The organism is Microbacterium sp. GCM10027623, from assembly GCF_042666935.1.
Lineage (GTDB): Bacteria > Actinomycetota > Actinomycetes > Actinomycetales > Microbacteriaceae > Microbacterium.
Window position 1 is genome coordinate 1,235,785 of sequence record NZ_JBHTHE010000001.1, and the last position, 16,593, is coordinate 1,252,377.

Annotated in this window: 13 protein-coding genes; 9 read left to right on the forward strand and 4 right to left on the reverse strand. The window is 67.8% G+C overall.

Features of this window, described 5'->3' with window-relative positions:
• Positions 1-50: 50 nt before the first annotated feature.
• The 9 genes from ACFQY2_RS05605 (at position 51) to ACFQY2_RS05645 (ending at position 9,859) form a co-directional block, all read left to right on the forward strand.
• The gene (locus ACFQY2_RS05605; protein WP_378744663.1) at positions 51-1,208 is read left to right on the forward strand and encodes an amidohydrolase family protein; all 1,158 of its coding nucleotides are present in this window, start codon (positions 51-53) and stop codon (positions 1,206-1,208) included.
• Positions 1,205-2,515, forward strand: a complete 1,311-nt coding sequence (locus ACFQY2_RS05610; RefSeq protein ID WP_378744664.1) for a 2Fe-2S iron-sulfur cluster-binding protein — start codon at positions 1,205-1,207, stop codon at positions 2,513-2,515. The genes ACFQY2_RS05605 and ACFQY2_RS05610 overlap by 4 nt, the downstream gene beginning before the upstream one ends.
• Before the next feature lie 57 nt (positions 2,516-2,572).
• Positions 2,573-4,135, forward strand: a complete 1,563-nt coding sequence (locus ACFQY2_RS05615) for a hypothetical protein (protein WP_378744665.1) — start codon at positions 2,573-2,575, stop codon at positions 4,133-4,135.
• Positions 4,132-4,950, forward strand: a complete 819-nt coding sequence (locus ACFQY2_RS05620; protein ID WP_378744666.1) for a hypothetical protein — start codon at positions 4,132-4,134, stop codon at positions 4,948-4,950. The genes ACFQY2_RS05615 and ACFQY2_RS05620 overlap by 4 nt, the downstream gene beginning before the upstream one ends.
• Before the next feature lie 79 nt (positions 4,951-5,029).
• Complete coding sequence (locus ACFQY2_RS05625; RefSeq protein ID WP_378745036.1) at positions 5,030-5,767, forward strand: GntR family transcriptional regulator; 738 nt, start codon at positions 5,030-5,032, stop codon at positions 5,765-5,767.
• A gap of 44 nt (positions 5,768-5,811) precedes the next feature.
• Positions 5,812-7,242: an amidohydrolase family protein gene (locus ACFQY2_RS05630; RefSeq protein ID WP_378744667.1), complete on the forward strand. Its 1,431-nt coding sequence runs from the start codon at positions 5,812-5,814 to the stop codon at positions 7,240-7,242.
• Between the two features lie 112 nt (positions 7,243-7,354).
• Positions 7,355-7,708, forward strand: a complete 354-nt coding sequence (locus tag ACFQY2_RS05635) for a hypothetical protein (RefSeq protein ID WP_378744668.1) — start codon at positions 7,355-7,357, stop codon at positions 7,706-7,708.
• An 84-nt stretch (positions 7,709-7,792) separates the two neighbouring features.
• On the forward strand, positions 7,793-8,368 hold the full coding sequence (locus ACFQY2_RS05640) for a TetR/AcrR family transcriptional regulator (RefSeq protein WP_378744669.1): 576 nt from the start codon (positions 7,793-7,795) through the stop codon (positions 8,366-8,368).
• A 204-nt stretch (positions 8,369-8,572) separates the two neighbouring features.
• The gene (locus ACFQY2_RS05645; RefSeq protein ID WP_378744670.1) at positions 8,573-9,859 is read left to right on the forward strand and encodes an ABC transporter ATP-binding protein; all 1,287 of its coding nucleotides are present in this window, start codon (positions 8,573-8,575) and stop codon (positions 9,857-9,859) included.
• Between the two features lie 27 nt (positions 9,860-9,886).
• On the opposite strand, the gene treZ is transcribed toward ACFQY2_RS05645, so the two are convergent.
• Genes treZ through ACFQY2_RS05665 form a run of 4 tightly spaced genes read right to left on the reverse strand, consistent with a single transcriptional unit; the run spans position 9,887 to position 16,489 of the window.
• Positions 9,887-11,653, reverse strand: a complete 1,767-nt coding sequence (gene treZ, locus ACFQY2_RS05650) for a malto-oligosyltrehalose trehalohydrolase (RefSeq protein WP_378744671.1) — start codon at positions 11,651-11,653, stop codon at positions 9,887-9,889.
• The gene (gene treY / locus ACFQY2_RS05655) at positions 11,650-13,998 is read right to left on the reverse strand and encodes a malto-oligosyltrehalose synthase (RefSeq protein WP_378744672.1); all 2,349 of its coding nucleotides are present in this window, start codon (positions 13,996-13,998) and stop codon (positions 11,650-11,652) included. The genes treZ and treY overlap by 4 nt, the downstream gene beginning before the upstream one ends.
• Positions 13,995-16,193, reverse strand: coding sequence for a glycogen debranching protein GlgX (gene glgX / locus ACFQY2_RS05660; RefSeq protein WP_378744674.1), 2,199 nt, complete (start codon positions 16,191-16,193; stop codon positions 13,995-13,997). The genes treY and glgX overlap by 4 nt, the downstream gene beginning before the upstream one ends.
• A complete protein-coding gene (locus ACFQY2_RS05665; protein WP_378744675.1) occupies positions 16,190-16,489 on the reverse strand; it encodes a hypothetical protein in 300 nt (99 codons plus the stop codon). The genes glgX and ACFQY2_RS05665 overlap by 4 nt, the downstream gene beginning before the upstream one ends.
• Positions 16,490-16,593 lie beyond the last annotated feature (104 nt).

Below are 16,593 nucleotides of genomic sequence, written 5' to 3' on the forward strand. Positions count from 1 at the left end.
CGACACGCAATCCGCGGTCAACGACCGTTCGCATCGAAAGGAGCAATGCAATGAATTCAGCAGCCAGCGAGGCGGCGGCTCCCGTCGCGCTCAGGATCGACACGGACGTCCATAACGCGATGCCCGACGTCAGCTCGTATCTGCCCCGCATCTGGCGAGAACGCTGGACCACCATGGGAATGGTTGCGGGAACGAACTACGAGAACCCCGGCGGCGTGATGCGCAAGGACGTGCTGCCGCCTAACGGCGGCGAACCGGGGAGTGACCCGTACTACCTGTTGAGCAGCCACCTGGACCACTACGGGATCGATTACGTCATCCTCACCGGCCCCGAGCAGATCCCCCTGGCATCCGATCCCGACTACATGAACGCCATCGCCACGGCGTACAACGACTGCACGATGGAGACCTGGCTGCCGGTGTCCGAGCGGTTCCGTGGATCCATCCTCGTGAACGCGGACGATCCGCCCAACGCCGCTGCGGAGATCCGCCGGTGCGCCGGTCTGGCGGACTTCGCCCAGGTCATCATCGCCGGTGCGACGAGTCGCCCGATCGGGCACCGGATGTACCGCCCCATCTTCGAAGCCGTCAGCGAAGTGGGCCTTCCGCTCGCGATGCACCCGGGCACCGAGGGCACCGGAATCTCGCACCCGCCGACCCCGGTCGGCTGGCCGTCCCGGTACATGGAGTGGCACAACATTTTGCCGACCGGGTACATGGCCCAGATCAACAGTCTGGTGACCGAGGGGGTCTTCGAGACGTATCCCTCGCTGAGGTTCGTCGCGATCGAGGGCGGAGTCGCGTGGCTGCCCCATCTCATGTGGCGCATGGACAAGAACTACAAGGCGCTTCGGCACACGACGCCGTGGCTCAAGCGCCTGCCGTCGGAGTACATACTCGATCATGTCCGTCTCACCTCTCAGCCGATCGAGGAGCCGGACAATCCGGAGCATCTCGCCCAGATCCTGGAGATGATCGATGCAGGTCGGACGCTGATGTATTCCTCCGACTATCCGCACTGGGACTTCGACAACCCGGACGTCGTGTTCACGCACATAGACCCCGCCGTGCGCAGCCGAATCATGGGGGGCACCGCCATGGACCTGTACGGACTGCACCGGAAGCCCAAGCAGGTCTCCCTGCCGCCGCACTCGAACAGGGCCCCGGTGTTCTCGGACCGGCCGGCGGCAGGAAGGGCCGTGGAATGAGCGATGTCGCGCTTGCGAAGGTCGTAGAGGTGCCGGAACAGGGCGAGGGCGCGCTGCACCTGACGGTCGGCGACGTCCCGATCGGCCTGTTCCGTGTAGGCGAGGACATCGTCGCCTGGCGGGATGTGTGCCCCCATGCCGCCGCTCCGGTGTGTCGGGGGGTCGTCGGCGGCACGCTGCTCACCTCGAAGGTCTATGAGTACCGGTACGGGCGGGACCAGGAGGTGCTGCGGTGCCCGTGGCATGGCTGGGAGTTCGACCTCGTAGACGGGAAGCACCTCGCGGAGGGATCCGCCGTGCGGCTGAGGAGCTATCCGCTGCGGATCGAGGACGGCGTCATATACGACGGCACGCCACCCAACAGGGTGGACCTGGCGCTCCGGGTCACCAGTGTGGTGCAGGAGACCGAGAGGATCCTGGTGGTCGAATTCGCGGCGGCGGACGGGTCGCGGCTGCCTGCCTGGACGCCGGGAACGCATGTCGAGCTGCTGCTGCCCTCAGGCCGGGTCAGGCATTATTCGCTGTGCGGGAAGACAGAGGATCGGCACACCTATCGCATAGCGGTGCTCCGCGAACCCGACGGCACCGGCGGGTCGGAGGAGTTCCATCAACTGGCCCGCGTGGGCGCGTCGTTCTCCGTCACAGCGATCCGCAACAGGTTCAGGCTGTCGCTCGCCAAGAAGTACGTCTTCATCGCGGGAGGGATCGGGATCACTCCTCTGCTGCCCATGGTCACCGCGCTGACCAGGAGACGTCAGGAGTTCGATCTGATCTACACGGGGCGGTCCCGCGAGTCGATGGCGTTCGTATCCTCCGTCGCCGCCCTCCCGGGAGCGAGGGTCGTCGAGACCTCGCGCGATCCGCGGATCGACGTTCACGCGATCGTCCGCGACGCCGAGCCCGGCACGGCCATCTTCGCGTGCGGACCGTCCGGCCTGCTCGAAGCTCTGCGGGAGGAGGTCTCGCGCGTCGACAAGCCGCTGGACCTGCGCATCGAGGCGTTCCAGTCCCCTCCGAGCCGCCCGCGCGGGTCCGCGGATCAGGAGTTCGTCGTCGAGCTGGCCGGGCAGCAGCGCTCGCTCACCGTGCCCGTGGGACAGAGCATCCTGAAGACCATGCGCGACGCCGGCATCTCGGTGCCCTCGTCCTGCGAGGACGGATGGTGCGGCACGTGCGAGACGCCGGTCCGAGAAGGGGTCATCGAGCACCGTGACACGGTGCTGTCCGATGATGAGCGCGATTCCGGCGCATCCATGATGGTGTGCGTCAGTCGCGCGCAGTCCGATGTGCTCGTTCTGGATCTCTAGGCAGGTGGCCCCGCACCCGCACTCGTGTGCGGCTGCGGAGGCCGGTGAGGATGTGTCGTGTCTGCATGGCTTCGTTCGATACCGGATGCGCTTCCGGCGGAATTCTCGATCACGGGGTGGATCGATGTGGGAGAGCGGGAAGAGGGTCTGCACAGCACCCTGCTGAGCTGCTTCGACCGCGGGACGCGTCGCGGCGTGACCCTCTCACTCCTCTCCGGAGGAGGCGGGTACTCCGCCCAGGGCTCCGCGGTCCGGGTGAGCTTCGGCATCGACGACGGGGCGCCTCCCGCATGGGAGGACTGCGGCACGCCTGATCCCGAGTCGCGCTACGTCAGCAACTCGCTCACCGTCTTCGACGGCGCGCTGTTCGCGGCGACGACGGATTCCCGCGCCGAGGCCGGGCGTGCGCAGGTGCATCGGCATCTCGGGGGAGACCGCTGGGAGAGTCTGGGGCGTCCACCGGGAGTGGACGCCCATGGGATCGGCCCCATGCTGGTGCATGACGATGAGCTGTTCGTGGCTCCATGGACGTACGACTGGACCGTCGTGCAGGACCTTCCGCTGTCGTTCGTCCACGTGTATCGTCTGACGCCCGCGGGGGAATGGGTCGATTGCGGCCAACCCGGGCAGTGCAGGCGGATCACCGCACTGGCGTCCTTCGGCGGTCGGCTCTATGCCTCCGGCGACGACGACAGCGTGCACGTCTACGAGGGGGGTCAGGACTGGTCGGTGTCGAAACGGCTGCCGGCGAACGCCCATCCACTGCATTCGTACGATGGCCGGCTGTGGGCGGGGACCCTGGATCCGGGACGACTGTGGTCGTTCGACGGCCAGGAGTGGCGGGACGAGGGCAATCCGCGCGCGGAGGTGGACGAGGCCAGTCAGCTCCATTCGTTCGTGCGCATGGACGGGGACCTCGCCGTCGGATCCTGGCCCTTCGGCTACGTGGATCTCCGCGACCGCGCGACGGGACGGTGGCGCAGTCTGGGCGCGCCGCATGAGGCCACCGAGATCAATGCACTGCAGATGTACAACGGATCGCTGTACGCCGGGTCGCTCCCATATGCGGAGGTCTCCCGATACCGGGGCGCCGAGCGATGGGAGACCGTGCGCCGACTGCACTCGCCGGCGGGATGGCGAGCCGTCGGCGTCGGCGACAGCGGATGGCGGTCACGGCAGGAGATGGAATCGGACGACGAGAGCCCCGCACCCGACCAGGCGATGCGCGAGTGGGGCCGCGCGACGAGCATGGTCGAGCACGAGGGCAAGCTGTTCGTCTCAACGGGGAACTGCACGAGCTCGTACCAGGACTCGGGGGCCGACTCGCGGCTCGGAGCCGTGTATGCGCTGTCGGTGGGCACGGTAGCGACGTCGGGCAGGGATCTCGCCGTCGGACGGCGTCACATCGCCGCGGTGCGAGCCGGACACGTTCTCCGTCTGTTCGTCGATGGTGTGCTCGTCGCGACTCGCGCTGGAGACATCGGGGGCGAGATCCGTGCCGGGCGGTCGGCCTCGCGGTCCAGCCACGGACTCTCGGACGCAGGCTGGCACGATGCCGCGCTGTCGGACGCGGATGTCGCACGGTTGGCGCGGACCGCGCCTGAGGGAGGTGGCAGGTGATCGAGCTCGCGAACGGCGAACTGGTGGTGACGGTGCTCGACGCGAACCGCGACCGGCATCTGCTTGGCACCCGGTACTGCGCAGCCGGATACATCTTCCAGATCGAGGACCCCGAGCTCGGACCCCTGATGTCGGGTCCGACCTATCCGGAGGCCTTCGACTGGTTCAATGGCCAGGGCATCCCCGACTCCTTCGCGGCGAGTCCTCTGCATCCTCAGCGGGTGGACGATCCGTCGGTGCTCGTCTTGGGCGTCGGCCTGTGCACCCGGGACCTCTCGAGCGTGCTCTGCTTCGACGACTGGAGCGTAGAGACACAGAGCGGTCACGCGATCGTCTGCACGGTGTTGCATCGCCTCGAGCACATCGAGGTCCGGATCCGGCGAGCGGTCTCGCTCGTGGGGCGCACCGTCGTCTCCTCGACCACGGTTTCGAACCTGAGCGATGACCAGTTCGCCTTCAGCTGGTTCCCGCATCCGTTCTTCCCCTATCCTCGCTCGGCCGAACTGGTCCGCTTCTCCACTCCGGTGTCGGTACCTGAAGGCCGCGTCTTCGAGTCGTCGACGAACGGCTTCATCTGCCGGAGGGGCGCTGTCCCCGCGGAGGGAGAGTATGCGGCGCTCTCGCATCAGTCCGGGCGAGGTCTGACCGTGATCCAGCGGCATCCTCTCCTGGGTCTCGTCGCGGCCGACATGGACTTCTCGCCGACGCTGCTGCCGATCTGGGGCAACGACCGCACCTTCTCCTGGGAACCGCACCACGACCGGTCACTCGCAGCGGGGGAATCGGTGTCGTGGAGCGTCTCCTATCATTTCTGAGTGCCCTGACCCCGCTCGCTGTGCGCCATCGGGTCCGCACTTGAAACCACAGAAAAATTGGACTAGACAAGTGATCACCATGGTAGGCGCGGAGAACGACCCAGCCGGAACAACGCAGACGAAGCACGACTGGCTGGTCGACCAGCTGCGGAAACTGATCCGGCAGCTGCCGCCAGGCAGCGCACTGCCGCCGGAGCGAAGCCTCGCCGCGGAGTTCGCGATGGCCAGGATGACCATCCGTCAGGCGCTGTCCGTGCTGGAGCGGAACGGCGAGGTCGAGCGGCGGCAGGGTGCAGGCACCTTCGCCAGTGTGCGCAAGCTCGATCACAAGCTGCGTATCACGTCGTTCACGGAGGACATCAAGCAGCTGGGCATGTCGCCGTCCACGATCAACCTCGGCGGTGGCAAGCGCGTCGCGGGGGAGGACCTTGCCGCTAAGCTGGGGATTCCGCCGGAGCTGGAGGTTTGGAACCTGGGTCGATTGCGCCTGGCCGACGACCTTCCCATCGCGATCGAGTGGGTGTCGATTCCCGTGGATGTCGTACCTGGTGCGAAACTTCAGGACCTGCAGCGCGAATCGCTCTACGACGCACTGCGATCGCATTTCGGGCTCAGCCTGGCAGGCGGCCGTCAGCGCATCGAGACGAGGCTCACCGACGCGGATGAATCGGCACTCCTCCGTGTCCCCACGGGGAGTCCCGCGCTCATCGTCGACCGTGTGATCTGGGGTGCAGACCAAAAGGCGGTCGAGCACACCAGTGCGATCTACCGCGGGGACAGATACGCGTTCACCGCGTCGCTGCAGGTGGAGAAGTGATGGATGCCGCAGCCGGAACGCGGCGTGAGGAGAGAGCCCCGATCGTGGATGCATCATTGACCGCCGTCGACCTGCTGGTGCATAACGGCGCCCTCGTCACCGTCGACGGGGCGCGGAAGGTCTACGCGGCAGGCGCCGTCGCGATCGCCGGCGGAAGGATCCTCGCCGTCGGGGACTCGGAGTCGATCGTGCGGGAATTCGGTCACGCAGCGGAGGTGATCGATGCTGAGGGCGGGCTGATCACGCCGGGGTTCATCGAGGCTCACGTCCACTTGTCGCAGCATCTGGGCCGCTCGGTCCTGCCCGACACCTGGCCCGAGCATCGGGAGCACGACCACTGGCTGCCGTACTGGAAGCTGATGACGGAGGAGGACGCCGAGCTCTCCGCTCAGCTGGCATGCATCGAGATGCTGCAGGCGGGCAGCACTTGTTTCAGCGACATGAGCGGACGGTTCTCGGCGGAGATCCAGGCGAGAGCGGCGCACGCCGTCGGCATCCGCGGGATCGTCTCGGAGACCGTATGGGATCTGCCCCCTGACGACTCCGTCGCGACAGGGGGCACGAACCAGTGCGTCGACGCACTGGCGTCCCTGCTGGAGCGCTTCCCCTACCGGGAGGACCGGCTGACCTGGGCGGGAGTCGGGCTCGCGGGGATGGGGACTGCGAGCGATGACCTGCTCCGACGAGCGAAGGAGCTGGCGGTGTCGCACGGTGCCGTCATGTACATGCATCAATCCTTCGGGCACAGCGACACCGAGGACTTCCGTCGCAGGGCCGGGGGCGCCTCCGCCGTCGCTCACCTGAATGCGCTCGGGATCCTCGGCCCGGACCTGCATCTGGTCCATCTCATCCGGAACAGCCCCGCCGAGATCGAGCTCCTCGCCGAGTCGGGCACGAGCTTGGTGCACTGTCCGTCCGCATCCCTCCGGTGGGGGATGGGCGTTTCGACCACCGGCCTCGTTCCCACGGCGCTGTCCCGCGGCGTCAACATCGCACTCGGATCCGACTCCGGCAACTACTCCGACTTCCTGGACGTGGGCAAGCAGATGTATCTGGCCGCCACGATCCACCGTGAATCGTCGCTGGGCGAGCGCTCGGTGACTGCTGAGCAGGCGGTTGAGATGGCCACGATCAACGGCGCTCGGGCCCTCGGAGTGCAGGACGACCTCGGTTCGATCGAGGTGGGGAAGAAGGCCGACCTCGTCATCCACTCGTCCAGGAGAGCCGCGATGCATCCCCTTTACGACCCCGTGCGCACCCTCGTATACGCGACCCAGTCCTCCGCAGTGGACACCGTCGTCATCGGGGGCAGGGTGGTCCTACGAGATGGGCGATGCACGCTGATCGACGAGCAGGAGGTGCTTGCGCGCGTCGACGCGGCGGCGTCGCGGCTGTCCGCGAGGATGAATTGGTCCACTCCCCACGCCTGGCCGATTCACGGCGAACGCAGGGCCACGGGCGCGCTCGGAGGTTGAGCCCGGCGGCGTCGCTTCCCGCCGCGCCCGAGTCGACGGGTAGTTATCGCTGGAGGTCGCTGCCCGGGTCGAGCGTGGTAGTTTGCCGACAGAATGTCGGTAAGATTCGGGCATGGAGATTCTCAAGAACGTGATCCTGGCCCTGCACATCATCGGCGTCGCCGGACTGCTCGGCGGTGTGATGTATCAGGCCGGCGCCATGCGCTCCGGCGCGGCACGGATCATCCCCGCGATGATGCACTCCGCCTGGACCATGCTGATCACCGGCGTGCTGCTGGTCGGCCTGCAGTACCCGCTCGGTCACGAGGTCAACAACGTGAAGATCTCCGTTAAGCTCGTCGTGCTCATCGCGATCATCGTCCTGGTCCTCGTCAACCGCAAGCGCGAGACGATCGCGGCATGGATCCTTCCCGCGATCGGCGGCCTGACCGTAGTGAACATCCTGCTGGCCACGGTCTGGCGCTGATCCCCGGACCGGTCTTGCGGATGCGGCGCCCCCGGCGGGCGCCGCATCCGGACATCACCGTCGTGCACCGAGGATAATGGCGGCATGCCCAAGATCTCCGCTCCAACCGTCGCTGAGCATCGCGTCGCTCAGCGCGCGGCGCTGCTGAGCGCGGGAGAATCGGTGCTGCTGGAGTCGGGGCTCGCGGGGGTCTCTCCTCGCACGGTGTGCGAGCGTGCGGGTCTCGCGCGCTCCAGTTTCTATGACTACTTCGCGACCAGGGACGACCTTCTCGTCGCCATTGCGATCGCGGCGATCGAGCGGTGGGATGCCGAGATCGAAGCAGTTCTGTCGGAGGTCGAACCCGGGCTGGCCGAGCTGCGGGCATTCGTCGATGCGACCATGGCGATGACGGCGGAGGGTCGACATGCGATCGCGGGGGCCCTGCGTGAGGCCGATCTCAGCCCGAGCAGACTCGACGATCTCATGGCGCTCCACGAGGTGCTGATGCGCCCGGTCCTCCGCGTCCTGTCCGACTTCGGAGTCGAGGACGCGATGACCACGGCGACGCTCGCGCAGGGGGTGCTGGGCGCCGGCGTCCAGCTGGTCACGCACGGAGTCGATCATCGCGTCGCCGCGGACCAGGTCTATCGCCTGCTCACACGCGGCCTCTTCGACTGATCCGTCGGGCACGGCGTCGATGACGTCACCCGCGCGGACCGTCGTCGACCCCGACGTTCCGGGCCCTCGATTTTGCGTGTCCCGAAGGCCGTGGAACAGTGTTCAAGGTTGCCGACACTGTGTCGGCAAAATCTCCGAATCCGAAGGTCTCTCATGTTCCTCGCGTTGCGCGAACTCCGATTCGCCCGCGGCAGATTCGCGCTGATGGGTGTCGTCATAGCCCTCATCTCCGTGCTGGTCGTGCTGCTGTCCGGTCTCTCCTCGGGCCTCGTCAACGACGGCGTCTCCGGCTTGAAGACGATGCCGGCCACGGCATTCGCCTTCGACGAGGGCACCATGACGGACAACGCGTTCAGTCGCTCCGTCGTCGATGAGGATCAGCTGGCCGTCTGGGCGGATGCGGACGGCATCGCCGACGCCGAGCCGATGGGCGTCAACATCGTGAACGGCGTCACGGACGGCGACGAGCAGATCGACTTGACGCTCTTCGGCGTCGATCCGGGCGGGTTCCTTTCGCCCTCGGTCTCCAGCGGTGAACGGCTGGGCGCTCCCGACGGCATCATCGTGTCGGAGCCGCTGCGCGACGAGGGTGTCGAGATCGGCACCGTCATCACCCTCGATCGGCTGGATGTCGAGCTCACGGTGATCGGCTTCACCGAGGGCCAGGCCACCTTCGGTCACGTCGACATCGCCTACCTCCCGATCGGTACCTGGCAGCTTCTCGCGTCGGGCGAGGCGGCGGCCGGAGCTCCCACCGCAGAGCAGGTGGAGGCGGCGGACTTCTCCTATTCCAGCGTCGTCGCGCTGCGGGCGGACGACGGGGCCGAACCTGACTACGCGGCGATCGATTCGAAGGGCGGAACGACCACGATGTCCCTCACCGAGTCGTTCAACGCCTCGCCGGGCTATGAGGCCGAGACGCTCACGCTGTCGATGATCCAGGTCTTCCTCTACGCGATCTGTGCGCTGGTGGTCGGCGCGTTCTTCACCGCCTGGACGACCGTCCGCGTGCACGGCACGGACGTCGCCGGGCTGTCCAACCGGGCCACCACCCGATTCCGGCTGCGCAACATCGGCTTCGTCTTCCAGTCGGGCAACCTGCTCCCCGCGCTCACCGCGGGAGACCAGCTCCGGCTGGCGGGGCGACTGGCGGGCAACCGTCGGGTCGACCCGGCCGCTCTGCTGGCATCCGTGGGCATGGACCACCGCGCCAAGCACCGCCCGGGGGAGCTCTCCGGGGGCGAGCGTCAGCGCGTGGGCATCGCGCGTGCTCTGGTGAACGACCCGTCGCTCCTGCTGGTCGACGAGCCCACCGCCGCACTGGATCGTCGCCGCAGCCACGAGGTGGTGGAGCTGCTCGCGCAGCGAGCCCATCAGTCCGGCGTGGCCGTGGTCATGGTCACCCACGACCGCGACATGCTGGGGCACTGCGACCGGACCCTCGAGATGGTCGATGGGCGGCTGGACGCCGTCGCGCTGAGCCCCGCCTGACCCGGCGGTCTCAGCGGCCCGAACCGGTTACCGGCGACGGACCGATCGCGGGCCCACGATGACCGCGGAGTCGGAGGCGACGCTCAAGCGGTCACCGGTCCGCGACGGCTCCGAGGTTGCGAGCAGCACCTCCGCACCGTCATCGATCACGTACTCCACCGCAGCGGCGGTGAGGTTGACCAGCACCCACACCTCACCGCGCTCGATGAGAAAGGCGCGCCGATCGGGCGCATCGCCGGCCAGCAGCGTCACGGCATTGCGCGCGGCATCCGGATCCGTCAGTTCCGGCCGGTCCCGCCGCAGCGCGGCCAACTCGCGGTACAGCACGAGCAGCCGGGCATGCCGCGGGTTCGTCAGCTCGTTCCAGTCCAGGCGCGAGCGCTCGAAGGTGGCGGGATCCTGCGGATCCGGCACCTGCTCAGGATCCCAGCCCATCCGCGCGAATTCCCTGATGCGTCCCTCTGCGGTGGCTCGAGCCAGCTCGGGCTCGGGATGCGACGTGAAGAACTGCCATGGTGTGGAGGCGCCCCACTCCTCGCCCATGAAGAGCATCGGTGTGCCGGGCGCGGTGAGGGTCAGCACCGCGGCGACGGAGAGCCTGTCCTCGGACAGCGTCGCGCTCAGCCGGTCGCCGGCGGCACGATTGCCGATCTGATCGTGATCCTGCGCGAACGTGACCAGTCGCCAAGCCGGCACTGCGTCCGGGATGGGCGCTCCATGCTCGCGGCCCCGGAACGAGGAGTGCGTGCCGGTGTGGAAGAAGCCGCCGCGGGTGACCTTCGCCAGGGCGTCCGGTGCGGCGAAATCGGCGTAGTAGCCGGTCGTCTCGCCCGTCAGTGCGACGTGAACGGCGTGGTGCCAGTCGTCGGACCACTGGCCGGTCAGCCCGTAGCCGCCTGCTTCGCGCGGCAGGATGAGCGTCGGGTCGTTCAGATCGGACTCGGCGATGAGCGTCAGCGGACGGCGCACCGCTGCCGAGAGAGCGTCCACCCGCTGTGAGAGCTCCTGAAGGATGTGCGTCGGACCGTCGTCCTGCAGCGCGTGCACGGCATCCAGTCGCAGCCCGTCCGCATGGTATTCGTCGAGCCACATCAGCGCGTTGCCGATGATGTACTCGCGCACCTCGTGCTGGTCGAGGTCGATCGAATCGCCCCAGGTGTTGCCCGCGCCGTCACGCAGGTAGGGACCGAACTCCGGCAGGTGGTTTCCGCTGGGACCCAGGTGGTTGTAGACCACGTCCTGGATGACTGCGAGGCCACGGGCGTGTGCTGCGTCGACGAAGCGCTGATAGGCGCGCGGCCCGCCGTACCCCTCGTGCACGGCGTACCAGAGCACGCCGTCGTATCCCCAGTTCCACCGCCCGTTGAAGGCGTTCACAGGAAGCAGCTCGACGTGGGTCACCCCGAGATCCACGAGATGATCGAGCCGGTCGACCGCCGAATCGAGCGTGCCCTCGGGTGTGAAGGTCCCCAGGTGCAGTTCGTAGATCAGCCCGCCCGCCAGCTGCCGCCCGGTCCAGGCGGCATCCGTCCATTCGAACGCGCCGGCGTCGAAGGCGGCCGACGCGGAGTGCACGCCATCCGGCTGCCGGCGCGAGCGCGGATCCGCGCGCAGTTCATCGCCGTGATCGATCACGAACCCGTAGCGCTCGCCGTCCGCGAGGTCGATATCGCCCGACCACCAGCCTGTCCGATCCCCGGAGGCGGCGAGGTCGCGCTCGTCGGCGACGGCGCCGTCGGCGGTGAGGCGACGCACTCGCATCCGCTCCGCTCGCGGAGCCCACACCGAGATCATCGCAGCTCCCGCAACAGGGCGACCGGATAATGCGCGAGCAGCTCCACGAGCGGGATCGGACCCGTGTCGAACCGTCGTCCGGTCAGGACATCCGTCGTGGGCAGCTCGGAGTGCATCAGCACCGTGTCGCCCCAGCCGCCTCTGCGGGCGAGACCGGCTGGCAACCGCGTCGCGACGGCCGTCACGCCACCGCGGTGCGCGCCGATGACATGCGCGGATGCCGTGCCCTGCGCAGTGACGGGGCGGTACGCGGTGAAGCACTCCGGGTGATCGCGGCGCAGGCGCAGTGCGCGCGAGGTCACGAGCAGCTTGGCGCGGCCGGAATCGTCCACCGGGGGCAGCGTGCCTGTCGCGACCTGCGCGTCCAGTTCCTCCAGCATCCGCTCCCGGGCCGCGAAGTCCACCGGCCGCCGATTGTCGGGGTCGACCAGCGACAGATCCCACAGCTCCGTGCCCTGATACACGTCCGGCACGCCCGGGCCGGTCAGCTGCAGCAGCTTCGCCGAGAGCGAGTTCGAGCGTCCGAATCCGATGATCTCGTCCACGAATCCGGTGATGATGGGCTGTGCGGCTCCGTTCGCCGCCTCGGCCAGCCGGGCGAGGCCGGCTTCGAAATCGGCATCCGGATGCTGCCAGTGCGTCGATTCCGATGCCTCCCTGGCGGCCTTCGTCGCGTACTCGAGCAGTCGGTCCGTCGGAATGGGCCAGGCGCCGACCGCCGCTTGCCACAGGAGGTTGTCCAACGGGCCGTGCCCGGTGGTGGCCACGGCACGCAGATCCTCGAGCGCCTCAGCCCAGCGCTCCGGCATCTCCGAGAGCACGGAAAGACGGGCACGGACGTCTTCGGAGCGCTTCGTGTCGTGCGTCGACAGCGTCGTCATCGCGTGCGGCCACGCCGCCAGACGCGCCTGCTGGGCGGCATGGAACTCGGCTGGAGTGAGCGACGCCACCGACGGATCGCCGCCCACCTCGGTGAGCGTGCCGAGCCGCGTGTACCGGTAGAAGGCGGTGTCCTCGACGCCCTTGGCCATCACTGCGCCGGTGCTCTGCTGGAAGCGGCGCGACACCTCCAGGCGCGGATCGGCCAGCAGCGGCTCCAGCTCTGCGATGGCGGACGCCAGTTCCGGTCGATGCCGTGTCGCCTCCTCCGCGGCCTGGCGCAGATGCGTGCGGCCGACCGGAAGATAGGAGCGATAGACCGGGAAGCAGGCGAGCAGCTCCGCGAGCGCGTCCGCCGCGCCGACGATCCCGAACGGCAGGTCGTGCACGAGTCGGTGCACCTCCGACCGCAGGAGCCCGTCGGCCAGCGTCCGCTTCGTGGAGCGGATCAGGTCCGGCCACGCCGGTGCGGGTTCGAGATGGGTCTGTGCCCGCAACCGCTCGTCGAGGGCGGTGAGCGCCGGCATTCCGTCGGGGTCGATCAGCACCCGGTCGATCTCGGCCAGGGCGTCGTAACCGGTGGTGCCGTCGGTGCGCCACCACGACGGCAGCTGCTCGCCGTGCTCGAGGATCTTCTCGACGAGCGTGTAGGCCGAGCCCGTGGCATCCGCGAGCCGTTCCAGGTACTCCTCGGGGTCCAGGAGACCGTCGGGGTGGTCGACCCGGATGCCGTCGGCCAGACCTTCGCGGATCCACCGGATCACCTGCTCGTGCGAACGCGCGAACATGTCCGGGAGCTCGACGCGGATCGCCGCCAGCTCCGAGACGGCGAAGAAGCGCCGGTAGTTGAGGTGGTCGTTCTGGTCCTGCCAGAAACGCAGCTCGTAGTGCTGCGCGGACAGCAGTGCGGGCAGGTCGTCGCGCAGGCCGGCCGTGCCGGGTGCGAGTGGGAGCACGTGCTCGAAGTACGACAGCACACCGTCCGGTGCCCCCTCCGATGGTGCGGGGTCCACGACGATCTCGCCGCGCGCGAGTACGTCGGAGGGCTGAGAGCCCAGGATGGGCAACCGCACCTTCCCGCCGCCGCGGTGCCAGTCGACGTCGAAGGCCGCCGCGTGCCGTGAGTCGCGTCCCTGCCGGAGCACGTCCCACCACCACGGGTTCTGCCGCGGTGCGGAGACGCCCACGTGATTCGGCACGATGTCGACGAGGATCCCGAGGCCTGCGGCGCGTGCTGCCGCAGCGAACCTCACCAGTCCCGCCTCGCCTCCCCGCGACTCGTCGACGCGGGAGTGATCGACCACGTCGTAGCCGTGATCGGAACCCGTCGTCGCGGCCAGGAGCGGGGACAGATATGCCCACGAAGCGCCGAGTCCGCTCACGTAGCGCGTGACGGCGGCGGCCTCGTCGAGGGTGAAGCGGGAACTGATCTGCAGACGGTAGGTGGAGAGCGGGCGTCGAGTCATCTCTCGTGCTCCGGTGCAGATGCTGCGGCCTGTTCGGTCTGGATGCGCAGGGAAGCATCCACGGAGGCGTCGGCGGGCTCGTCATCGTCATCGGTCTCGCGAAGAACCAACAGCGAACCGGCTTCAAGACGGATGCTGCTCGCCGCGGCGATGTCGTCGTCCGTGAGCGCGCCCGCCGTGTCCACGGCCACCTCCCACTTCTCGCCATGCCGACGGTCGGGGAGCACTAGTTCGAGTCCGTCCTCGCCGCTGTTGAAATAGACGAGGAAGTTCCGGTCGGTCACCGCGCGTCCGCGAAGATCCTTCTCCCGAATGCCCTGACCGTTGAGGAACATCCCCACGGCCAGGCCGAAACCCGAATCCCAGTCCTCGGGCTCCATCACGGCGCCGTCAGGCCGCAGCCATTGGATGTCGGGTACCCGTTCGCCGTCCTCCTGGCGCACCGGGCGTCCGTCGAAGAAGCGGCTGCGCCGGAAAGAGGGGTGCTCACTGCGCAGCCTGACCAGGGCGGCGGTGAACTCCACCAGCGGCAGATCGGCGTTGTCCCAATCGATCCAGGTCGTCTCGTTGTCCTGGGCGTAGCCGTTGTTGTTGCCGCCCTGAGTGCGTCCGAGTTCATCGCCGTGCGAGATCATCGGCACGCCCTGCGAGAGCAGGAGGGTGGCCAGCAGATTGCGCTGGCGACGCGCGCGACGGCGATTCACCTCGGCGTCGTCGGTCGGGCCCTCCACACCCATGTTGTCCGAGCGGTTGTGGGACTCTCCGTCGGCGCCGTCCTCGCCGTTGGCCTCGTTGTGCTTCTCGTTGTAGCTCACCAGGTCTCGCAGGGTGAACCCGTCGTGGGCGGTGATGAAGTTGATCGAGGCCACCGGGCGTCGACCGGAGTGCTCGTACAGGTCGGCCGACCCGGTCAGGCGCGAGGCGAACTCGCCCAGCGCCTGCGGCTCGCCGCGCCAGAAGTCGCGCACGGTGTCACGGTACTTGCCGTTCCACTCGGACCACTGCGGGGGGAAGTTGCCCACCTGGTAGCCGCCGGGTCCGATGTCCCAGGGCTCGGCGATGAGCTTGACCTGCGACACCACCGGATCCTGCTGCACGAGCTCGAAGAACGTCGCGAGCCGATCGACGTCGTAGAACTCGCGCGCCAGAGTCGACGCCAGGTCGAACCGGAACCCGTCGACGTGCATCTCCGTCACCCAGTAGCGCAGGGAGTCCATGATGAGCTGCAGCGCGTGGGGGTTGCCGACGTTCAGGCTGTTCCCCGTGCCCGTGTAATCCGTGTAGTAGCGGAGGTCGTCCTCTTCGAGCCGGTAGTAGGCCTCATTGTCGATGCCCCGCATGGACAGCGTCGGACCCAGGTGGTTGCCCTCGGCGGTGTGGTTGTACACGACGTCGAGGATGACCTCGATGCCGGCAGCATGCAGAGTCCGCACCATGGCCTTGAACTCCTGCACCTGCTGGCCGTGCTCGCCGCTGGACGAGTACGTGTTCTGCGGGGCGAAGAATCCGAGGGTGTTGTAGCCCCAGTAGTTCGACAGCCCCTTCTCCTCCAGTGTGCTGTCCTGCACGAACTGGTGCACGGGCATGAGTTCGATCGCCGTCACGCCCAGTCGGGTGAGATGCTCGACGATGGCGGGGTGCGCGATGCCGGCGTATGTGCCGCGAAGCGCCTCGGGCACGTCGGGATGCCGGATGCTGAGGCCTTTCACATGCGCTTCGTAGATCACCGTCTGCGCGTAGGGCGTCTGCGGATGCCGGTCGTCAGCCCACTCGAAGAACGGGTTGACGACGACCGCCTTGGGCATGGCATCCGCGGAGTCGTCGTCATTGCGCGAGTCCGGGTCGCCGAACGTGTAGGAGAAGGCGGCCTGTCCCCACTGGACCTGCCCCGCGACCGCCTTCGCGTAGGGGTCGAGGAGCAGTTTGTTCGGGTTGAAGCGCTTGCCGTTCGCGGGATCGTAGGGGCCGTGGACGCGGTATCCGTACCGCTGGCCAGGTTGGATCGACGGCAGGTATCCGTGCCAGACGTGGGCGTCGATCTCGGTGAGGTCGACGCATTCCTCGTTCCCGTCCTCGTCGAACAGGCAGAGCTGTACGGCTTCGGCGCATTCGCTGAACAACGCGAAGTTGGTGCCCTGGCCGTCGAACGAGGCTCCCAACGGGTGAGCGGACCCGGGCCAGATGTCGAGAGTCATGCGGCGGATCGACCGTGCGCAGCCGGCGCGGCGCGTTCCAGCACGCAGCGCACGGCGTTGTCGAAGTCGAACACCTGTGCCACTTCCACGGCGCTCGGGTACGGATGCCCGGCGTAGCAGATGAACAGCGGCGGTACGACCTCGACGTATCCGATCGGACCGTCGTGGAGCACGACATAGCGGTCGATGTCGACCAGTTCGAAAGCCGGCTCGGCCGGGGTCGCCGCGTCCGCCGTGCGGTTCGCGTTCGCCGGGGGTGCACCGAGATGCCGGGGGGGCCTGACCGTGGCAGACATGAGTGCTCCTGTCCTGACGGGCCCGGATCACGGGCGCCGTCGGGGTGACGGGTCCGCCGAGTGTGTCCGGCGGAAGGTGAGTCGACTCTAAGGTCCGGAACCTC

What these genes read in the sequence shown, in the direction of transcription:
- glgX (WP_378744674.1), bottom strand. Translation starts at nt 16,193, where the DNA reads ATGACTCTCGACATCTGGCCCGGGTCCGCTCACCCGTTGGGAGCCTCG.
- ACFQY2_RS05625 (WP_378745036.1), top strand. Translation starts at nt 5,030, where the DNA reads ATGGTAGGCGCGGAGAACGACCCAGCCGGAACAACGCAGACGAAGCAC.
- ACFQY2_RS05640 (WP_378744669.1), top strand. Translation starts at nt 7,793, where the DNA reads ATGCCCAAGATCTCCGCTCCAACCGTCGCTGAGCATCGCGTCGCTCAG.
- ACFQY2_RS05610 (WP_378744664.1), top strand. Translation starts at nt 1,205, where the DNA reads ATGAGCGATGTCGCGCTTGCGAAGGTCGTAGAGGTGCCGGAACAGGGC.
- treY (WP_378744672.1), bottom strand. Translation starts at nt 13,998, where the DNA reads ATGACTCGACGCCCGCTCTCCACCTACCGTCTGCAGATCAGTTCCCGC.
- ACFQY2_RS05645 (WP_378744670.1), top strand. Translation starts at nt 8,573, where the DNA reads ATGGGTGTCGTCATAGCCCTCATCTCCGTGCTGGTCGTGCTGCTGTCC.
- ACFQY2_RS05635 (WP_378744668.1), top strand. Translation starts at nt 7,355, where the DNA reads ATGGAGATTCTCAAGAACGTGATCCTGGCCCTGCACATCATCGGCGTC.
- ACFQY2_RS05665 (WP_378744675.1), bottom strand. Translation starts at nt 16,489, where the DNA reads ATGTCTGCCACGGTCAGGCCCCCCCGGCATCTCGGTGCACCCCCGGCG.
- treZ (WP_378744671.1), bottom strand. Translation starts at nt 11,653, where the DNA reads ATGATCTCGGTGTGGGCTCCGCGAGCGGAGCGGATGCGAGTGCGTCGC.
- ACFQY2_RS05605 (WP_378744663.1), top strand. Translation starts at nt 51, where the DNA reads ATGAATTCAGCAGCCAGCGAGGCGGCGGCTCCCGTCGCGCTCAGGATC.